Here is a 15918-nt window from a genome sequence, read left to right as displayed (position 1 = left end):
CGGCTCACTGCCGGGCTCAGCTCACATGCCGTGCACCGCGGGGATCGTGCCCAGGCGGCCCTTCTGAAAGTCCTCGAGGGCCTGCTGCAGCTCCTCACGGGTGTTCATCACGAACGGCCCGTAGTGCGCCATCGGCTCACGGATGGGCTGCCCGCCCAGCAGCACGACCTCGAGGTCGCCGGTGTGCGAGCCGTTCTGGGCGTCGTCGGCCCACACGGTCAGCGCGCCGCCCTCGCCGAACACCGCGGTCTGTCCCATGTGGGCGGGCCGCCGCTCGGTGCCGACCGCGCCGCGCCCGGCCAGGACGTACGCCAGGCCGTTGAAGTCCTCCCGCCACGGCAGGGTGATCTGCGCGCCCGGCCGGAGCGTCGCGTGGATCATCGTGATCGGCGTGTGCGTGATGCCGGGGCCCTGATGACCGTCCAGCTCACCGGCGATGACGCGCAGCAGCGCACCGCCGTCGGGCGAGGTGAGCAGCTGGACATTTCCGCCGCGGATGTCCTGGTAGCGGGGGTCCATCCACTTGTCCTTCGCGGGCAGGTTCACCCACAGCTGGAGCCCGTGGAAGAGCCCGCCGGACACCACCAGCGACTCCGGCGGCGCCTCGATGTGGAGCAGGCCCGAGCCGGCCGTCATCCACTGGGTGTCGCCGTTCTGGATGGTCCCGCCGCCGCCGTTGCTGTCCTGGTGGACGAAGGTTCCGTCGATCAGATAGGTGACGGTCTCGAACCCGCGGTGCGGATGCCAGGGTGTCCCCTTGGGCTCGCCCGGCGCATAGTCCACCTCGCCCATCTGATCCATCATGATGAACGGGTCGAGGTACTGGTAGTTGATCCCGGCGAACGCACGCCGCACCGGGAAGCCCTCCCCCTCGAAGCCCGTCGGCGCCGTGGACACGGCGAGCACGGGCCGCGGCAGCACCCCGGCGGGCGCGGAGACGCGCGGCAGGGTGAGCGGGTTCTCGACGGTCACTGCAGGCATGACAGGGCCTCCTTGTGCGTCCAATTTAGTTGAAGAATGAACTTCATGCCACCGGGAACGCACGACGCCCGGGAGGAATTCCCCCCGGGCGCCCAAGACAGCATCGGCCGGACAGTGCCTGGCCGTACAGCAGTGCCTAGCCGTACATCCGCCGCATGGCGAAGTCCACCATCTGCTCGACGGCCTTCGCGTCGAAGACCATCCGGTGATCGCCCTCCATGTCGAGGACGAAGCCGTACCCGGTCGGCAGCAGATCGATCACCTCGGCGCCGGTGATCACGAAGTACTTCGACTCCTTGCCCGCGTACCTGCGCAGCTCCTTGAGCGTGCTGAACATGGGGATGACCGGCTGCTGGGTGTTGTGCAGCGCCAGGAAGCCGGGGTTGTCACCGCGCGGACAGTAGACCTTCGAGGTCGCGAAGATCTGCTGGAAGTCCTCGGCGGACAGCGACCCGGTGGTGAAGGCCCGCACCGCGTCGGCCAGGGAGGGGGGCGACGGCTCGGGGTAGAGCGGCTGCTCCCCGTAGGAGGGCTGCTGCGGTACGTACTGCTGCTGAGCGCCCGGGTTCTGGTCGTAGCCGTACATGTCCGCAAGAGTAGCGAGTCACACTTGCCCCATAGGGGTTGCATCTTATTACCGACGGGTAGCATCATCGTAGCTACTGACTGGTAGGTGGAAAGAAATCCGCCTGCCATCGCCCGAGCACCACCTCAATGAGGCGCTTCGCGCCGCTGATACCGACCTTACGGAGCCGTCGCCATGGGGCACTACAAGTCGAATCTCCGCGACATCGAGTTCAACCTCTTTGAGGTCCTCGGGCGCGACAAGCTGTACGGCACCGGCCCGTTCGCGGAGATGGACGTCGACACCGCAAAGAGCATCCTTGAGGAGATCGCCCGTCTCGCCGAGAACGAGCTGGCCGAATCCTTCGCCGATGCCGACCGCAACCCCCCGGTCTTCGACCCGGCCACCAACACCGCGCCCGTCCCGGCGTCCTTCAAGAAGAGCTACCAGGCCTTCATGGACTCCGAGTACTGGCGGCTCGGTCTCCCCGAGGAGATCGGCGGCACCACCTCTCCCCGCTCCCTGATCTGGTCGTACGCGGAGCTGCTGCTCGGCTCGAACCCGGCCATCTGGATGTACTCCTCCGGCCCGGCCTTCGCCGGCATCCTCTTCGAAGAGGGCAACGAGGCGCAGAAGAAGGTCGCCGAGATAGCCGTCGAGAAGCGCTGGGGCTCCACGATGGTGCTCACCGAGCCGGACGCCGGCTCGGACGTCGGCGCCGGCCGCACCAAGGCCGTCCAGCAGGAGGACGGCTCCTGGCACATCGAGGGCGTGAAGCGTTTCATCACCTCCGGTGAGCACGACATGGAGGAGAACATCCTTCACTACGTGCTGGCCCGCCCCGAGGGCCACGGCCCGGGCACCAAGGGTCTGTCCCTCTTCCTCGTGCCGAAGTTCCACTTCGACTGGGAGACCGGCGAGCTGGGCGAGCGCAACGGCGTGTACGCCACGAACGTCGAGCACAAGATGGGCCTCAAGGCCTCCAACACCTGCGAGATCACGTTCGGCGACCAGCACCCCGCAAAGGGCTGGCTGATCGGCGACAAGCACGACGGCATCCGCCAGATGTTCATGATCATCGAGTTCGCCCGGATGATGGTCGGCACGAAGGCGATCGCGACCCTCTCCACCGGTTACCTGAACGCGCTGGAGTACGCCAAGGAGCGCGTCCAGGGCCAGGACCTGGTGAACTTCGCGGACAAGACCGCGCCCAAGGTCACCATCACGCACCACCCCGACGTGCGCCGTTCGCTGATGACGCAGAAGGCGTACGCCGAGGGCATGCGCGCCCTGGTGCTCTACACCGCCTCCGTCCAGGACGAGATCGCCGTCAAGGAGGCCGCGGGCGAGGACACCAAGTCCCTCGTCGCGCTGAACGACCTGCTGCTGCCGATCGTGAAGGGCTACGGCTCGGAGCGGTCGTACGAGCAGCTCGCCCAGTCGCTGCAGACCTTCGGCGGCTCCGGCTATCTGCAGGAGTACCCGGTCGAGCAGTACATCCGGGACGCCAAGATCGACACTCTCTACGAGGGCACCACCGCCATCCAGGGCCAGGACTACTTCTTCCGGAAGATCGTCCGCGACCAGGGCCAGGCGCTGAACACCCTCTCCGAGGAGATCAAGAAGTTCCTGGCGGTGGGCACCGGCGGCGAGGAGCTGGCCCCGGCCCGCGACGCGCTCGCCAAGGCCGCGGTGGACCTGGAGGCGATCGTCGGCACGATGACGAACGACCTCATCGCCACCGGCGAGGACGTCAAGAACATCTACAAGGTGGGCCTCAACACCACCCGTCTGCTGATGGCTTCGGGCGATGTGGTCGTCGGCTACCTGCTGCTGCGCGGCGCGGCCGTCGCGGCGGAGAAGCTCGAGACGGCGTCCGCGAAGGACGTGCCGTTCTACCAGGGCAAGATCGCGGCCGCGAAGTTCTTCGCCGCGAACGTGCTGCCGGGCGTCTCGGTCGAGCGCGCGCTCGCGGAGACGGTCGACAGCTCTCTGATGGACCTGGACGAGGCCGCGTTCTAGTCGCTCCGGCCCGTTCGTGATGCGGCCCGCCTCCCGCCCGGGGGGCGGGCCGCTTCCATCTCTGCGCCCGGGCGTACGCCCCTCGTTAAGGTGACTCCATGAGCAGCGCACCTCGCTTCGATCGCGGACACACCGACGACCTCATGTCCTTCCTGGCGGCCGCGCCGTCTCCGTACCACGCGGTGGCCGCCGCCGCCGAGCGGCTCGAGAAGGCCGGCTTCCGGCAGGTCCTGGAGACGGACGCCTGGGAAGGGACGACCGGCGGCAAGTACGTACTGCGCGGCGGGGCCATCATCGCCTGGTACGTGCCGGAGGGCGCCGCGCCGCACACCCCGTTCCGGATCGTCGGCGCCCACACCGACTCACCGAATCTGCGCGTCAAGCCGCAGCCCGACATGGGCGCACACGGCTGGCGTCAGATCGCCGTCGAGATCTACGGCGGCCCGCTGCTGAACTCCTGGCTCGACCGTGATCTGGGCCTGGCCGGCCGGCTCTCCCTGCGCGACGGCACCACGCGGCTGGTCAATATCGACCGGCCCCTGCTGCGCGTGCCGCAGCTGGCCATCCACATGGACCGCTCGATCCACGAGAAGGGTCTGCAGCTCGACAAGCAGCGGCACATGCAGCCCATCTGGGGCCTGGGCGACGTCAGCGACGAGCGCGGTCTGATCTCCTTCCTGGAGCAGGAGCTCGGGCTCGCGGCCGGGGAGGTCACCGGCTGGGACCTGATGACGCACGCCCTGGAGGCGCCCGCCCACCTGGGCCGCGACCGCGAGCTGGTCGCCGGACCGCGGATGGACAACCTGCTGTCCGTGCACAGCGCGACGGCAGCGCTCGCCGCGGCCTCCGCGTCGCCGGAGCTCGGTTACATCCCGGTACTCGCCGCCTTCGACCACGAGGAGAACGGCTCACAGGCCGACACCGGCGCCGACGGCCCGCTGCTCGGCAATGTGCTGGAGCGCTCGGTGTTCGCGCGCGGCGGTACGTACGAGGACAAGGCGCGCGCCTTCGCGGGCACGGTGTGCCTGTCCTCCGACACCGGCCACGCCGTCCACCCCAACTACGCGGAGCGCCACGACCCGACGCACCACCCGCGCGTCAACGGCGGCCCGATCCTCAAGGTCAATGTGAACCAGCGGTACGCCACGGACGGCAGCGGCCGTGCCGTGTTCGCCGCGGCCTGCGAGAAGGCCCACGTGCCGTGGCAGACGTTCGTGTCGAACAACGCGATGCCGTGCGGAACGACCATCGGCCCGATCACCGCCGCCCGACACGGCATCCGGACCGTCGACATCGGCGTCGCGATCCTGTCGATGCACAGCGCGCGTGAACTGTGCGGCGCCGAGGACCCGTATCTGCTGGCGAACGCGCTGACGGCCTTCCTGGAGGGCTGAAGTCGCCTGATCCGCCCGGCCGTTGAGGCCGCGCGAAACATCTGCGAAAGCGTCCGCGCGCCACGCTGGCGACCATGGTTCTGCACGGTCATCAGACGCTCGGCGCGTACCGCCCGGGCCCGTCGCGACGCACCCTGTCCCTCGCGCTCACCTCGGCGGTCGCGGTCCTGCTCGCGGGATCCTGGTTCATCATCCAGCGGTACAACGAACGGCCGCCGTGGGCGCTGGACATCACGTACGAGGCGGGCTACATCCAGGGCAGCCGCATCCGGAAGGCCGACCCCACCGGCCAGGAGACCAAGAAGCTCCTGGCCGGTGGATGCGCGCGGATTCAGGCCGCCGGGTGGGGCGGGCGGAAGGCAACGTACGACCCCGGTCTGTGGGTGGAGGGCTGCCTGGACGGCGCGGCGGGTCGGCAGATGATCAAGCAGGGCCTGTTCCACTAGGCGCCGTCCGACCGATCTTTCCGCTACTGCTCCTGATCCATCCCGGCCAGTACGAGCGGCAGCCGCGAGGTCCCCTCCGCGGTCACCCGCACCGGAACTCCCCAGTCCTGCTGGTGCACATGACAGGCCGGGTACTCTCCCCCAGTCTCCGACCGGGAGGTGCCCCCATCGGGGTCGTCGTCGCAGGACGCCGCCATCGCCGAGACATGCAGTACGCCCTCGGCGACTGCCGGGTCGATCTCCAGTGCCCGCGACAGATCGGTGCCCGCGCCGTCGCCGCCGAGCAGCAGCTCCGGCGGGGTCGAGGAGACGAGCAGCCGGGTCGAAGGACCGTACCGGGTGTCCAGCTTCTGGCCCGCCGGGGCCTGGAAAACGACATCCAGCTGGAGCTTGCCCGCGGCGACTTCGGTCGCGGCACGCTGCGTGCGGTGGGCGACGGCCTCGACGCGTACCGCCTCCTCCGGCAGCCGCAGCCGGGTCAGCCGGTGCCGGGCCGACTCCACCACCACGATCTCGTCCCCGACGAGCACGGCGCCGCTCGGCTCCCGCAGGTCGGTGGCGAGCGTGGTCACTTCGCCCGTCGCCGGGTCGAAGCGGCGCAGCGCGTGGTTGTACGTGTCGCTGACGGCCACGGAGCCGTCGGGCAGCGCGGTGACGCCCAAGGGGTGTTGCAGCAGGGCCTGACCCGCGGCCCCGTCCCGGTGGCCGAAGTCGAAGAGCCCGGTGCCGACGGCGGTGTGCACGGCCCCGTCGGTGTCGATCCATCTGACCGCGCTGGTCTCGGAGTCGGCGATCCAGAGCCGGTCCTCGGTCGCGGCGAGCCCGGACGGCTGGGCGAACCAGGCCTCGGCGGCCGGCCCGTCGACGAGGCCCTCGTTCGTGGTCCCGGCCGCGACCTCGACGGCCTTGGTCTCCGGGTCGTACGCCCACAGCTGGTGGACACCCGCCATCGCGATCCACACCCGGCCCTGCCACCAGGCCACGTCCCACGGCGAGGAGAGATCCACATCGAGGGCGGGCCCGGACGTGGCCGAACCCTGCCACCACTGGCGGCCGGTGCCGGCGATGGTCGTCGTCTCGCCGGTCTCCGGATCGAGCTCACGCAGGGCGTGGTTGACGGTGTCGGCGACGACGATGCGGCCCCCGGGCAGCAGGGCGAGACCCTGCGGCTCACTGAACCGCACCCGGTCCGGACCACCGTCGACGAGCCCGCGCTCACCGTCGCCGTACCGCTGAACGACGCTCTCGCCGTCCTCGGCCAGCCGGACCAGCTGGTGACGGGTGGTGTCGGAGACGAGGAAGCCACCACCGGGCAGCGCGAGCGCCTTCCCGGGGAAGCGCAGATGCGTGGCAACCGGCTCGGGCGCGACATACGGCCCGTCGCCGCGCCGCAGGGTGCCCTTCGCCTCGTGCGCTGCCTCCAGCTCCTCCACGAGCTTCTCAATGGCGTGCGCATGCCCCTCACCCGCGTGCTGGGCGACGACATACCCCTCGGGGTCGATGACGACGAGCGTGGGCCAGGCCCGTACGGCGTACTGCTTCCAGGTGGCGAGCTCGGGATCGTCGAGCACGGGGTGGTGCACCTGGTAGCGCTCGACGGCGTCGACGACGGCCTGGTGCTCGGCCTCGTGCACGAACTTCGGCGAGTGGACCCCGATGATCACCACGGTGTCGCGGTGCTTCTCCTCGAGCTCACGCAGCTCGTCCAGAACATGCAGACAGTTAATACAACAAAACGTCCAAAAATCCAGAATGACGATGCGTCCTCGCAGGTCAGCGAGGGTGTACTGGGTGTCGCCGGTATTGAGCCAGCCGCCCTTGCCGATCAGCTCGGGGGCCCGAACGCGTGCACGTGTAGCCATACCCCCATCCAACAGCACGCTGCGGGGTACGCATTCCAGCCATGAAATACCTCGTACGCGACAAGATCTTCGCGATCGGTGACGACTACTGGATCGACGACGAGGCGGGCCGCCACGCCTTCCTCGTGGACGGCAAGGCGCTGCGGCTGCGCGACACGCTGGAGCTCAAGGATCCGGCCGGGCTTGTACTCGTCACGCTGCGCAAGAAGTTGCTCAGCCTGCGGGACGCGATGACCATCGAGCGGAACGACCAGCCGCTCGCCACGATCCGCAGGAAACGGCTCTCGCTGCTGCGCAATCACTACCGCGTCACGCTCGTCGAGGGCACGGAGCTCGATGTCAGCGGCCGGATCCTGGACCGCGAGTTCACGGTCGAGTACGAGGGGGAACTGCTGGCGCACATCTCCCGGCAGTGGTTCCGGGTGCGGGAGACGTACGCGGTGAATGTCGTACGGGAGGACGCTGACGCGGCGCTGATGATCGCGGTCGCGGTGTGCGTGATCCGTATGGCGGAGAGGGAACGCGAGGGCGACGACGATTAAGAGGTGCGGTCGGGGGTCCCCCACGCCTCAATCGCCGGCCGGGCTTGAAAATCAAGCCCGTCTGGGGGTCCCCCCGGACGAAGTCCGGGGGGAGATTGAGGACACGCCCGAAGGGCGTCCCAGAGTGTGGCCGGACCCGACCGCCGCGGGACTACCGCACCGAGCGACCGCCGGCTGTCGGCCCCGCCTTCTCCTCGCGGCGCGTGCGCAGCAGTAGTGCGACCCAACTGCGGTACGGCGCCCAGTGATCGCTGATCCCGGTGAGCCGACGCGCATCGGAGGCCTCGGGGTCGCCAAGGCCGTAGGCAACGGCCATCGAGGCGTGGAGCCGGCGTTCATGGCGGGGGAAGACGTCGGGGTGTCCGGCGCCGCGGATGAGGATGAGCTCCGCGGAGAAGGGGCCGATGCCGGGCAGGGTCCGCAGATGGGCAAGCGCGTCTTCCACTGGCATCGCGCGCAGCCGGGCGGCGTCGAGATCACCGGCGAGAGCTGCGTCGGCGAGGGCACGCAATCGTTCGACCTTTGTCTCGGGCAGGCCCGGAACACGGCCGAGTCCGCGCAGGACCAGCGGGGTGGGGAAGGCGTGCAGCGACTCCCCGGCGACGGTGACGCGCGGTCCATGGTGCTCGGCGATACGGGCCTTGATCGCGGCGGCCTGGACCATCCGGATGCGGTGGCCGATGACCGCCCAGGCCGCGGCCTCGTACGGCGAGTAGAAACACACCGGCCGCAACCCCGGGTACGCCGCGATGAGCTCGGCCACGACGGGATCGGCCTCGGCGAGCCGTGGGAACCCGCTGCCGTCGACGTCGAGCGAGAGGATGCGGGCCAGTTGCGCCCGCACCCCGCTCGTCCCGTCCGATTCCGCAGATGCCGTGCCCACCCCGCCCTCGCCCGGTGTCCCGGCGTGCACGGTGACATCCGCCTGTACGGCGCCCTCCGAGTCCTCCGCCTGCCGCACCTCCGCGCTCACCGTCGAGTGGCCGTCGTCGGCGGGAAAGGCCAGGCGCAGCACCCTGCCGGCTGAGGCGTCGCGGTACCCGGCGGGTGTGAAGCCCTCCAGGAAGCGCATGCTCGCCGCAAGTGAGAACGGCCCGCGCGGGGTGATGACGATGGCGGTCATGGTCAGCCTTCGTGCGTGGTGATGGCGTAGCCCTCGGGGCCGGCGAAGGTGAACATCCTGCCGAACGGACCGTCCTCGGGTGCCTTGATGATGGGGACCTCGGCGGCGTGGAGGCGGTCGTGCAGGGCCTGTGCGTCGGTGGTCCGGAACCACAGGGCGACCCCGAGGCCGGGCCGTTCGACGGCGTCGAGATCCACTCCCGGCAGCAGCTCGCGGACGGCGAACGGGACCGGTTCGGTGGCGAACACCACGGCGCCGGGCGGCGAGGCGGGCGCCCGGCGCAGCCCGAGGTGCTTCTCGTAGAAGGCGGCAGCCGCTTCGACATCGCGCACCTGCAGGGCGATGAAGTCCGGTCCGCCGGCGGTGACAGTCATGAGTACTCCTCGATCGCGCTGCATGTCAGGACTTTGACATACCTGGAAGATAGACGGCGTCGTGCTTACATGTCAAACTCCTGACATGCATGATGGGACTCCCGCCGACCGGGCCCCGGCCGCCGACGTGACCGAGCGACTGGGATACCGCCTCAAGCGCGCCGCCGCGGCGCTGCGCAGCGCGATGGACAGAGCCCTGCGTGAGCACGGCCTGACGGTGCCGCAGTACGCCTGCCTCGAACTCCTCGACCAGCAACCCGGCCTGTCCAACGCCGAGCTGGCCCGCGGCGCCTTCGTCACGCGGCAGTCCATGAACGTCGTCCTTCGCGGACTGCAGGACGCCGGCCTCATCACCCGGCCGGCCACCACCGACCACGGTCGCGCTCTGCCCGCCCACCTCACCGAGGAGGGCCACCGTCGCCTCGCGGCAGCACGCTCCGCCGTCTACGCCATCGACCAGCGCATGACCGACGCCGTCCCGGAGCAACGCCTCACCGAACTCCTCGCCGACCTCGACCACATGGCGGCGGCACTCGACGGCTGAGAACAGCCGCCCGTCACGGCGTCGGCGGGGAGCACGCGATCGGCGGGGACAAACGAAACGGCCTAGTCGCGGCGCGGCGCCGCCACGCCCAGCACCCTGTCCTTAAGGACCGGGAACTGCTCCCGCGTCGTCAACACCTTCGTCACGTCGAGCTCGACGCTCAGGACCTCCTCGCCCGGACCCGCCTCGGCCAGTACCTCGCCCCAGGGGTCGACCACCATGCTGTGCCCGGCCTGTTCGACCCCGGCGTGCGTGCCCGCCGTGCCGCAGGCCAGGACGTACGCCTGGTTCTCCACGGCGCGGGCGCGGGCCAGCAGGGTCCAGTGCTCGCGGCGGCGGGCGGGCCAGCCGGCCGGCACGACGAAGGCCTGCGCACCCGCGTCCACCAGGCCGCGGAACAGCTCGGGGAAGCGCAGGTCGTAGCAGGTGGCGAGGCCGAGCGTGAGCTCGGGCAGCGGAACGGTGACCAACGATTCGCCCGCGCCCATCATCACCGCCTCGCCCTTGTCGAAGCCGAAGCGGTGGATCTTCCGGTAGGTGGCGGCGAGCTCACCGGTGGGGGAGAGGACGAGGGAGGTGTTGTAGAGCGTGCCGTCCGGGTCGCGCTCGACGACGGAGCCCGCATGCAGCCAGACCCCGGCGTCGCTCGCCGCCTTCGCCATCGCCTCGTAGGTCGGTCCGGTGGGCGACTCCGCCTCGTCCTCGAAGGACTGGTACGCGAAAGCACCGACGGGCCACAGCTCCGGCAGGACCACCAGATCGGCGCCGTGCTGCGCCCGTACCAGCGACGCGGCCCGTCGGCGGCGAGAATCAACCGATTCGTCCGGGTCTACTGCGATCTGGATGAGTGAGGCGCGCACACTACCACCGTCCTGGCATTCGAGCCCTCAAACACGGGCCTACGATCGTCACACGAAAGCACTGCCGGGGTGCCGCCCGGCAGCGTAACTTAACTGCCGAGCCTCCCACGCAGCCCAGCAGTCAGCAGCCCAGCCCGCGTACCGCAGAACCGCCGAGGGGTCCCGTGACCGTCCATCCCAGCCTCCAGACCTACGCCGACGCCTGGACCCACTCCATCGAATCAATAGCCGAGCTGGTGCAGCCACTCGTCGAGGGCGAGTGGAACCGGCCAACGCCCTGCCCGGGCTGGTCGGTGCGTGACCTCGTCTCGCATGTCATCGGCATGGAGTGCGAGATGCTCGGCGATCCCCGGCCCATCCATACGCTGCCGCGCGATCTTTACCATGTGCAGAGCGAGTTCGCCCGCTATATGGAGATGCAGGTCGATGTGCGCCGCCACCACACGGCGCCGGAGATGACCTCCGAGCTCGAGTACACGATGATCCGCCGGGCCCGTCAGCTGCGCAACGAGAACCGCGCACCCGACGCCAAGGTCCGCGCCCCGCTCGGCGCCGAGCAGACCCTTGAACTCGCCATGCGGATGCGCGCGTTCGACACCTGGGCGCACGAGCAGGATCTGCGTGTCGCGCTGAACAAGCCGGGCAACCTCGACTCCCCCGGCGCGTACATCACCCGGGACTGCCTCCTCGAAGCCCTGCCCAAGGTGGTCGCGAAGGACGCCGGCGCACCGGCGAACTCCGCGGTCGTCTTCGATGTGCACGGCCCGGTTGAGTTCCTGCGGACGGTCCGGGTGGACGCGGACGGCCACGGCACGATCGACGGGGCGCCCTCGCTCGGGCCGATCGTCACCCTCGCTCTGGACTGGGAGACCTTCGTACGCCTGGCCTGCGGCCGGGTGCGGGCGACCGCGGTGCCGGACCGGATCAAGGTGGACGGCGACCCCGACCTGGCCGCGGCGATCCTGCGCGAGTTCGCGGTCACCCCCTGACGGCAGCCCGGCAGCCCGGTCGCTCGCGAGGGATCGCCTCCGCCGGGCAGGCCTGCGGACGCCCGGCGGCGGGCGGCCCCTCGCGGGCGGACCGCCCGCGCCGGTGACGGGTTCCGCCGTCATGGCATCGGCGCGCCTCACGCCGGTACGTGCACGGCCTCCACCCGGCTCGCCACCAACCGCTCCCGCTCCCGCCGCACCGTGCGCGCCCGCAGTCGCAGGATCTGCGCGATCCCCAGCGCCTCCAGCACGAAGACCGACGAGAACGCGATCCGGTAGTTGCCCCCGGTCGCGTCCAGCAGCACTCCGACCGCCAGCAACGTCGTCATCGAGGCCACAAAACCGCCCATGTTGACGATTCCCGAGGCCGTCCCCTGACGCTCCGGCGGATTGGCCGGGCGGGCGAAGTCGAAGCCGATCATCGAAGCGGGACCGCACGCGCCGAGCACCGTGCACAGTGTGATCAGCAGCCACATCGGCGCCCGGTCACCGGGGTACGCAATGGTCGTGGCCCAGAGCAGTGCCGTCGCCCCGACCGTGCCGAGGGCGAGCGGGACACGGGCCGCATGGTGGCGGGCGATGATCTGCCCGTACACCAGACCCACCACCATGTTGGTGACCACCACCAGGGTCAGCAGCGTGCCCGCGGTCTCCCGGGACAGGCCCTGTGCCTCGACCAGGAAGGGCATCCCCCACAGCAGCAGAAACACCATGGCGGGGAACTGGGTGGTGAAGTGCACCCACAGTCCGAGCCGGGTGCCGGGCTCCCGCCAGGACAGCGCGATCTGCTTCCGTACGAAATCGGATCCGGCGTGCTGCGCGGGCGGGGGCTCGTGCCCCTCGGGGTGGTCCTTCAGGAACAAGGTGAGCAGCCCGAGCACGACCACTCCGGCCACCGCGCTGCCCGCGAAGGTCGCGGTCCAGCCCATGCCGTGCAGCATGCGCGCGATGACGATGGTCGACACGAGATTGCCCGCCATCCCGAAGAGCGCGGCGACCTGCCCGATCAGCGGTCCGCGGCGGGCCGGGAACCAGCGCGTACCGAGCCGCAGCACGCTGATGAAGGTCATCGCGTCGCCGCAGCCGAGCAGCGCGCGGGAGGCGAGTGCCATGCCGTACGAGGGGGAGAGCGCAAAGCCCAGCTGCCCGGCCGTGAACAGCACCACGCCGAGCGTGAGGACCTTCTTGGTGCCCAGCCGGTCGACCATCAGGCCGACGGGTATCTGCATCCCCGCGTACACCAGCAGTTGGAGGATGGAGAAGGTGGACAGGGCGGAGGCGTTGACGTCGAAGCGGTCGGCGGCGTCCAGGCCCGCTACGCCCAGGGACGTACGGAAGATGACGGCGACGAAGTAGACGGAGACGCCTATGCCCCAGACCGCGGCGGCGCGCTGGCCGCCGGGTGGATCGCCCGGCAGGGCGACGGCGGATGCGCTCATCGGACTTCGCCCCGCGCCAGGTTGCTGAACCAGCCGACATGCCGGTGTACGAGCGCGGCTGCCGCGTCCGGGTCACCGGCACGCAGCGCTTCGAGGATCTCGCTGTGTTCGACGACGTTCTTGGCGATCCGGTCGGGGTGGGAGTGCATCACGGCGACGCCCATCCGCAGCTGCCGGTCGCGGAGCTGGTCGTAGAGGCGGGAGAGGATTTCGTTGCCGCCGCTGCGCACGATCTCGGCGTGGAAGCAGCGGTCGGTGACCGCGACGGCCGCCAGGTCGCCCTCCTCGCCCTGCCGCTTCTGCTGCTCGAGGAGTTCTTCCAGCCGGGCGAGGAGTTGCGGTGATGCCGGCACGGCCTTGCGTGCGGCGTGTTCCTCGACGAGCAGCCGGGTCTCCACGACATCGGCGATCTCCTGCGCGGAGACAGCGAGGACCAGGGCGCCCTTCTTGGGGTAGAGCTTGATCAGCCCCTCGACCTCGAGCTTGAGGAGCGCCTCGCGGACGGGGGTGCGCGATACGCCGACGGCGTCGGCCAGTTCGCCCTCGGTGAGGAGGGTGCCGCCCTGGTAACGGCGGTCGAGGACGGCTTGCTTGATGTGGGTGTAGACGCGTTCGGCGGCGGGTGCGGCGGCGGGCATGCGCACAGCATAGATACAACACAGGTGCATCAGAAGGTCGCGTCCACGATGCAGGACGAGATGCAGGACGGGACTTGGGTCAACTGATGTGCCGTGGGCGTACATCCCTTGAGGGCTCTCAGTGGTCTCGTACTGGGACCCTCTTTCTGCCGTGGTCCTTTACCGCCCTTTTCACCGCATTCGCGAACTCGGAGCGTTCTCTTGACAATCAGCCTCCCGGGCGTGCGCAAGGCCGCCGTGGTCGTTCTCGCCACCGGCTCCCTGCTGACCATCTCGCCCCTGGCCGCCCCCGCTCACGCGGTCCCCGTACCGCCGATCGCCAGCAAGGGCGCGATCCTGATCAACGGCACGACCGGCACCGCGGTCTACACCAAGACCCCGGACACCCGCCGCCAGATGGCCAGCACGACGAAGATCATGACGGCCGCCGTGGTGGTCACCACGAAGGGCATCAATCTCAACCACGTCGTGACCGTCAAGCAGGCCTATCGCGACTACGTCGTCAAGCAGGGCGCCAGCACCGCGGACCTCAAGACCGGCGACAAGGTGACCGTCCGTCAGCTGCTCTACGGGACCATGCTGCCCTCCGGCTGCGACGCCGCGTACGCCCTCGCCGACCTCCTCGGCACCGGCACCACCACCGCCGCGCGCACCAAGTCGTTCATCGGGAAGATGAACAAGAAGGCCGCCGAACTCGGTCTGAAGAACACGCATTTCGACTCCTTCGACGGCATCTCGTCCGCCGGGAGCAACTACACGTCGCCGCGCGACCTGGCGAAGATCGCCAAGTACGCCATGACCAACTCCAACTTCCGTGCCGTGGTCGCCACGCCGAAGTACGTCACCACGGCGACGAGCAGCACGGGCGCCAAGCGCACCTACACCTGGTACAACACCAACCAGCTGCTCGGCTCGTACAAGGGTGCCATCGGCATCAAGACGGGCACCGGCACCGCCGCGGGACCCTGCCTGGTCTTCGCCGCCACCCGCGACGGCAAGACCTTCGTGGGCGTCACCCTGAACGGCGCCGACCGCTACAAGGACGCGGCGAAGCTGCTCGACTTCGGCTTCGGCTCCAGCACCGCGCAGACGATGCAGCTGCGCTCGCTGCCGGCCGGCGCCGAACGCGACTGATCCTGCCCCGCAGCACCCGAGACGCCGACGCGATCCGCGTCGGCGTCTCGTTGTGACGGCGTCTCGTCGTGACGGCGGCCGACGGACCGCATCAGGGGGGCAGCCAGCCCACCTCGGCGGCCGCCTCGACCGCCACCTGCTCGAAGCGCTCGGCCGACGGCGGCGCGGGGTCCGGCAGCACGAGCGCGACCAGCAGCCGGGCGTGCGGTTCGGCCAGCGGCACCCACCGCAGCCACGGGGCCAGTCCGTCCGCGGAGGCCTCACCGACCAGCGCGACGGTCTCCGCGTCGCGCAGTACGCGCTGCGTGGGGTCGAAGGCCACCGGCCGCTCGACCAGCCGGGGCCGCACGCCCGCGCGCCGGAACAGCTCGACCAGCTCGTCGTAGTGGACCGGGTTGGCCTCGCGCGGATGCGCCAGCACCGGGAACGGTGCGATCCCCGCCGGGTCGACGACCGGGGCCGCGCCCGCGAGCGGATGGCCCGCGGCGACCAGAATCCCCCTGCGCTCCAGGCGCAGCGGTCGCACGCGCACACCCTCGGCCGGCTCCGGGGTACGCGCGATGCCGACATCGGCGCGCCCTTCCAGCACGGCACGCGTGATGTCGGGCGTACGGAGCATCTCGGTGCTCACGTCGATGTCGGGGTGGTGCCGCTGCAGGGACTCCACCAGGTGGGGGACGGTGCCGTAGCCGGTGCTCGCGCTGTAGACGATGCGGAGGCGGCCCAGCTCGCCCCGGCCCGCGCGGCGCGCGGCGTCCCAGACCTCGGACAGCGCCGCCAAGGCGGCCGGGCCCCGCTCCTGGACCGCACGGCCCGCTTCGGTCAGTCGCACCACACGGGTGGTCCGCTCCAGGAGCCGTACACCCAGCTGGGACTCCAGACGGCGGATCTGGGCACTCAGCGCCGGCTGCGCGATGTGCAGGCGCTCGGCGGCGCGGGTGAAGTTCCGTTCCTCGGCCACGGCCAGGAAATAGCGCAGCAGCCTCGCCTCCGGAATCATGGAGC

The 15918-nt window shown here is 69.9% G+C and carries 16 protein-coding genes; 7 read left to right on the top strand and 9 right to left on the bottom strand.

The genetic code is table 11. The features are described from left to right. Nucleotides 1-21: 21 nt before the first annotated feature. Nucleotides 22-981, bottom strand: a complete 960-nt coding sequence (locus ACI2LP_RS16560) for a pirin family protein (protein ID WP_404725217.1) — start codon at nt 979-981, stop codon at nt 22-24. A gap of 136 nt (nt 982-1117) precedes the next feature. Further along, entirely contained in the window at nt 1118-1567 is a 450-nt protein-coding gene (locus tag ACI2LP_RS16555; RefSeq protein ID WP_360866783.1) for an SseB family protein, read from the bottom strand. Between the two features lie 174 nt (nt 1568-1741). Between ACI2LP_RS16555 and ACI2LP_RS16550 the strand changes: the two genes are divergently transcribed. From ACI2LP_RS16550 to ACI2LP_RS16540, 3 genes are all read left to right on the top strand, one after another. Continuing rightward, the gene (locus ACI2LP_RS16550; protein WP_404725216.1) at nt 1742-3568 is read left to right on the top strand and encodes an acyl-CoA dehydrogenase; all 1827 of its coding nucleotides are present in this window, start codon (nt 1742-1744) and stop codon (nt 3566-3568) included. A 98-nt stretch (nt 3569-3666) separates the two neighbouring features. Next, nucleotides 3667-4962 (top strand): M18 family aminopeptidase, encoded by a 1296-nt coding sequence (locus ACI2LP_RS16545; RefSeq protein ID WP_404725215.1) that lies wholly within the window; start codon nt 3667-3669, stop codon nt 4960-4962. Between the two features lie 74 nt (nt 4963-5036). Then, nucleotides 5037-5408: a hypothetical protein gene (locus ACI2LP_RS16540; RefSeq protein WP_404725214.1), complete on the top strand. Its 372-nt coding sequence runs from the start codon at nt 5037-5039 to the stop codon at nt 5406-5408. Nucleotides 5409-5431: 23 nt separating this feature from the next. Here ACI2LP_RS16540 and ACI2LP_RS16535 read toward each other — a convergent pair whose 3' ends face one another. Beyond that, nucleotides 5432-7270, bottom strand: coding sequence for an NHL domain-containing thioredoxin family protein (locus tag ACI2LP_RS16535; RefSeq protein ID WP_404725213.1), 1839 nt, complete (start codon nt 7268-7270; stop codon nt 5432-5434). Between the two features lie 41 nt (nt 7271-7311). Here ACI2LP_RS16535 and ACI2LP_RS16530 point away from each other — a divergent pair, with 41 nt between their 5' ends. Next, nucleotides 7312-7812, top strand: coding sequence for an LURP-one-related/scramblase family protein (locus ACI2LP_RS16530; RefSeq protein WP_404725212.1), 501 nt, complete (start codon nt 7312-7314; stop codon nt 7810-7812). Between the two features lie 151 nt (nt 7813-7963). Here the strand turns inward: ACI2LP_RS16530 and ACI2LP_RS16525 are convergent, their stop codons facing one another. Together ACI2LP_RS16525 and ACI2LP_RS16520 are read right to left on the bottom strand one after the other, a co-directional pair. After that, the gene (locus ACI2LP_RS16525) at nt 7964-8935 is read right to left on the bottom strand and encodes a DNA-3-methyladenine glycosylase family protein (protein WP_404725211.1); all 972 of its coding nucleotides are present in this window, start codon (nt 8933-8935) and stop codon (nt 7964-7966) included. Nucleotides 8936-8937: 2 nt separating this feature from the next. Beyond that, the gene (locus ACI2LP_RS16520) at nt 8938-9309 is read right to left on the bottom strand and encodes a VOC family protein (RefSeq protein ID WP_404725210.1); all 372 of its coding nucleotides are present in this window, start codon (nt 9307-9309) and stop codon (nt 8938-8940) included. 85 nt (nt 9310-9394) lie between these two features. Between ACI2LP_RS16520 and ACI2LP_RS16515 the strand changes: the two genes are divergently transcribed. Then, on the top strand, nt 9395-9853 hold the full coding sequence (locus ACI2LP_RS16515; RefSeq protein WP_404725209.1) for a MarR family winged helix-turn-helix transcriptional regulator: 459 nt from the start codon (nt 9395-9397) through the stop codon (nt 9851-9853). Between the two features lie 62 nt (nt 9854-9915). Here the strand turns inward: ACI2LP_RS16515 and ACI2LP_RS16510 are convergent, their stop codons facing one another. Next, nucleotides 9916-10713, bottom strand: a complete 798-nt coding sequence (locus ACI2LP_RS16510) for a carbon-nitrogen family hydrolase (protein ID WP_404725208.1) — start codon at nt 10711-10713, stop codon at nt 9916-9918. A gap of 164 nt (nt 10714-10877) precedes the next feature. On the opposite strand from ACI2LP_RS16510, the gene ACI2LP_RS16505 reads away from it, so the two are divergent. After that, nucleotides 10878-11702 (top strand): maleylpyruvate isomerase family mycothiol-dependent enzyme, encoded by an 825-nt coding sequence (locus tag ACI2LP_RS16505; RefSeq protein ID WP_404725207.1) that lies wholly within the window; start codon nt 10878-10880, stop codon nt 11700-11702. 137 nt (nt 11703-11839) lie between these two features. On the opposite strand, the gene ACI2LP_RS16500 is transcribed toward ACI2LP_RS16505, so the two are convergent. Further along, nucleotides 11840-13141 (bottom strand): nitrate/nitrite transporter, encoded by a 1302-nt coding sequence (locus ACI2LP_RS16500; RefSeq protein WP_404725206.1) that lies wholly within the window; start codon nt 13139-13141, stop codon nt 11840-11842. Next, nucleotides 13138-13779, bottom strand: coding sequence for a GntR family transcriptional regulator (locus ACI2LP_RS16495; protein WP_404725205.1), 642 nt, complete (start codon nt 13777-13779; stop codon nt 13138-13140). The genes ACI2LP_RS16500 and ACI2LP_RS16495 overlap by 4 nt, the downstream gene beginning before the upstream one ends. Before the next feature lie 201 nt (nt 13780-13980). Between ACI2LP_RS16495 and ACI2LP_RS16490 the strand changes: the two genes are divergently transcribed. Then, nucleotides 13981-14913 (top strand): D-alanyl-D-alanine carboxypeptidase family protein, encoded by a 933-nt coding sequence (locus ACI2LP_RS16490; RefSeq protein WP_404725204.1) that lies wholly within the window; start codon nt 13981-13983, stop codon nt 14911-14913. A 91-nt stretch (nt 14914-15004) separates the two neighbouring features. Here the strand turns inward: ACI2LP_RS16490 and ACI2LP_RS16485 are convergent, their stop codons facing one another. Then, the gene (locus tag ACI2LP_RS16485; protein WP_404725203.1) at nt 15005-15913 is read right to left on the bottom strand and encodes a LysR family transcriptional regulator; all 909 of its coding nucleotides are present in this window, start codon (nt 15911-15913) and stop codon (nt 15005-15007) included. Nucleotides 15914-15918 lie beyond the last annotated feature (5 nt).

It is taken from the genome of Streptomyces sp. NPDC019890 (assembly GCF_044903445.1).
Classification (GTDB): Bacteria; Actinomycetota; Actinomycetes; order Streptomycetales; family Streptomycetaceae; genus Streptomyces.
Note: the sequence above shows the minus strand (reverse complement) of the source record. Positions and strands in the feature narration are given on the sequence as shown.

Coding starts and splice junctions, on each gene's coding strand:
- ACI2LP_RS16560 (WP_404725217.1), bottom strand. CDS start 981: ATGCCTGCAGTGACCGTCGAGAACCCGCTCACCCTGCCGCGCGTCTCC.
- ACI2LP_RS16555 (WP_360866783.1), bottom strand. CDS start 1,567: ATGTACGGCTACGACCAGAACCCGGGCGCTCAGCAGCAGTACGTACCG.
- ACI2LP_RS16550 (WP_404725216.1), top strand. CDS start 1,742: ATGGGGCACTACAAGTCGAATCTCCGCGACATCGAGTTCAACCTCTTT.
- ACI2LP_RS16545 (WP_404725215.1), top strand. CDS start 3,667: ATGAGCAGCGCACCTCGCTTCGATCGCGGACACACCGACGACCTCATG.
- ACI2LP_RS16540 (WP_404725214.1), top strand. CDS start 5,037: ATGGTTCTGCACGGTCATCAGACGCTCGGCGCGTACCGCCCGGGCCCG.
- ACI2LP_RS16535 (WP_404725213.1), bottom strand. CDS start 7,270: ATGGCTACACGTGCACGCGTTCGGGCCCCCGAGCTGATCGGCAAGGGC.
- ACI2LP_RS16530 (WP_404725212.1), top strand. CDS start 7,312: ATGAAATACCTCGTACGCGACAAGATCTTCGCGATCGGTGACGACTAC.
- ACI2LP_RS16525 (WP_404725211.1), bottom strand. CDS start 8,935: ATGACCGCCATCGTCATCACCCCGCGCGGGCCGTTCTCACTTGCGGCG.
- ACI2LP_RS16520 (WP_404725210.1), bottom strand. CDS start 9,309: ATGACTGTCACCGCCGGCGGACCGGACTTCATCGCCCTGCAGGTGCGC.
- ACI2LP_RS16515 (WP_404725209.1), top strand. CDS start 9,395: ATGCATGATGGGACTCCCGCCGACCGGGCCCCGGCCGCCGACGTGACC.
- ACI2LP_RS16500 (WP_404725206.1), bottom strand. CDS start 13,141: ATGAGCGCATCCGCCGTCGCCCTGCCGGGCGATCCACCCGGCGGCCAG.
- ACI2LP_RS16495 (WP_404725205.1), bottom strand. CDS start 13,779: ATGCCCGCCGCCGCACCCGCCGCCGAACGCGTCTACACCCACATCAAG.
- ACI2LP_RS16485 (WP_404725203.1), bottom strand. CDS start 15,913: ATGATTCCGGAGGCGAGGCTGCTGCGCTATTTCCTGGCCGTGGCCGAG.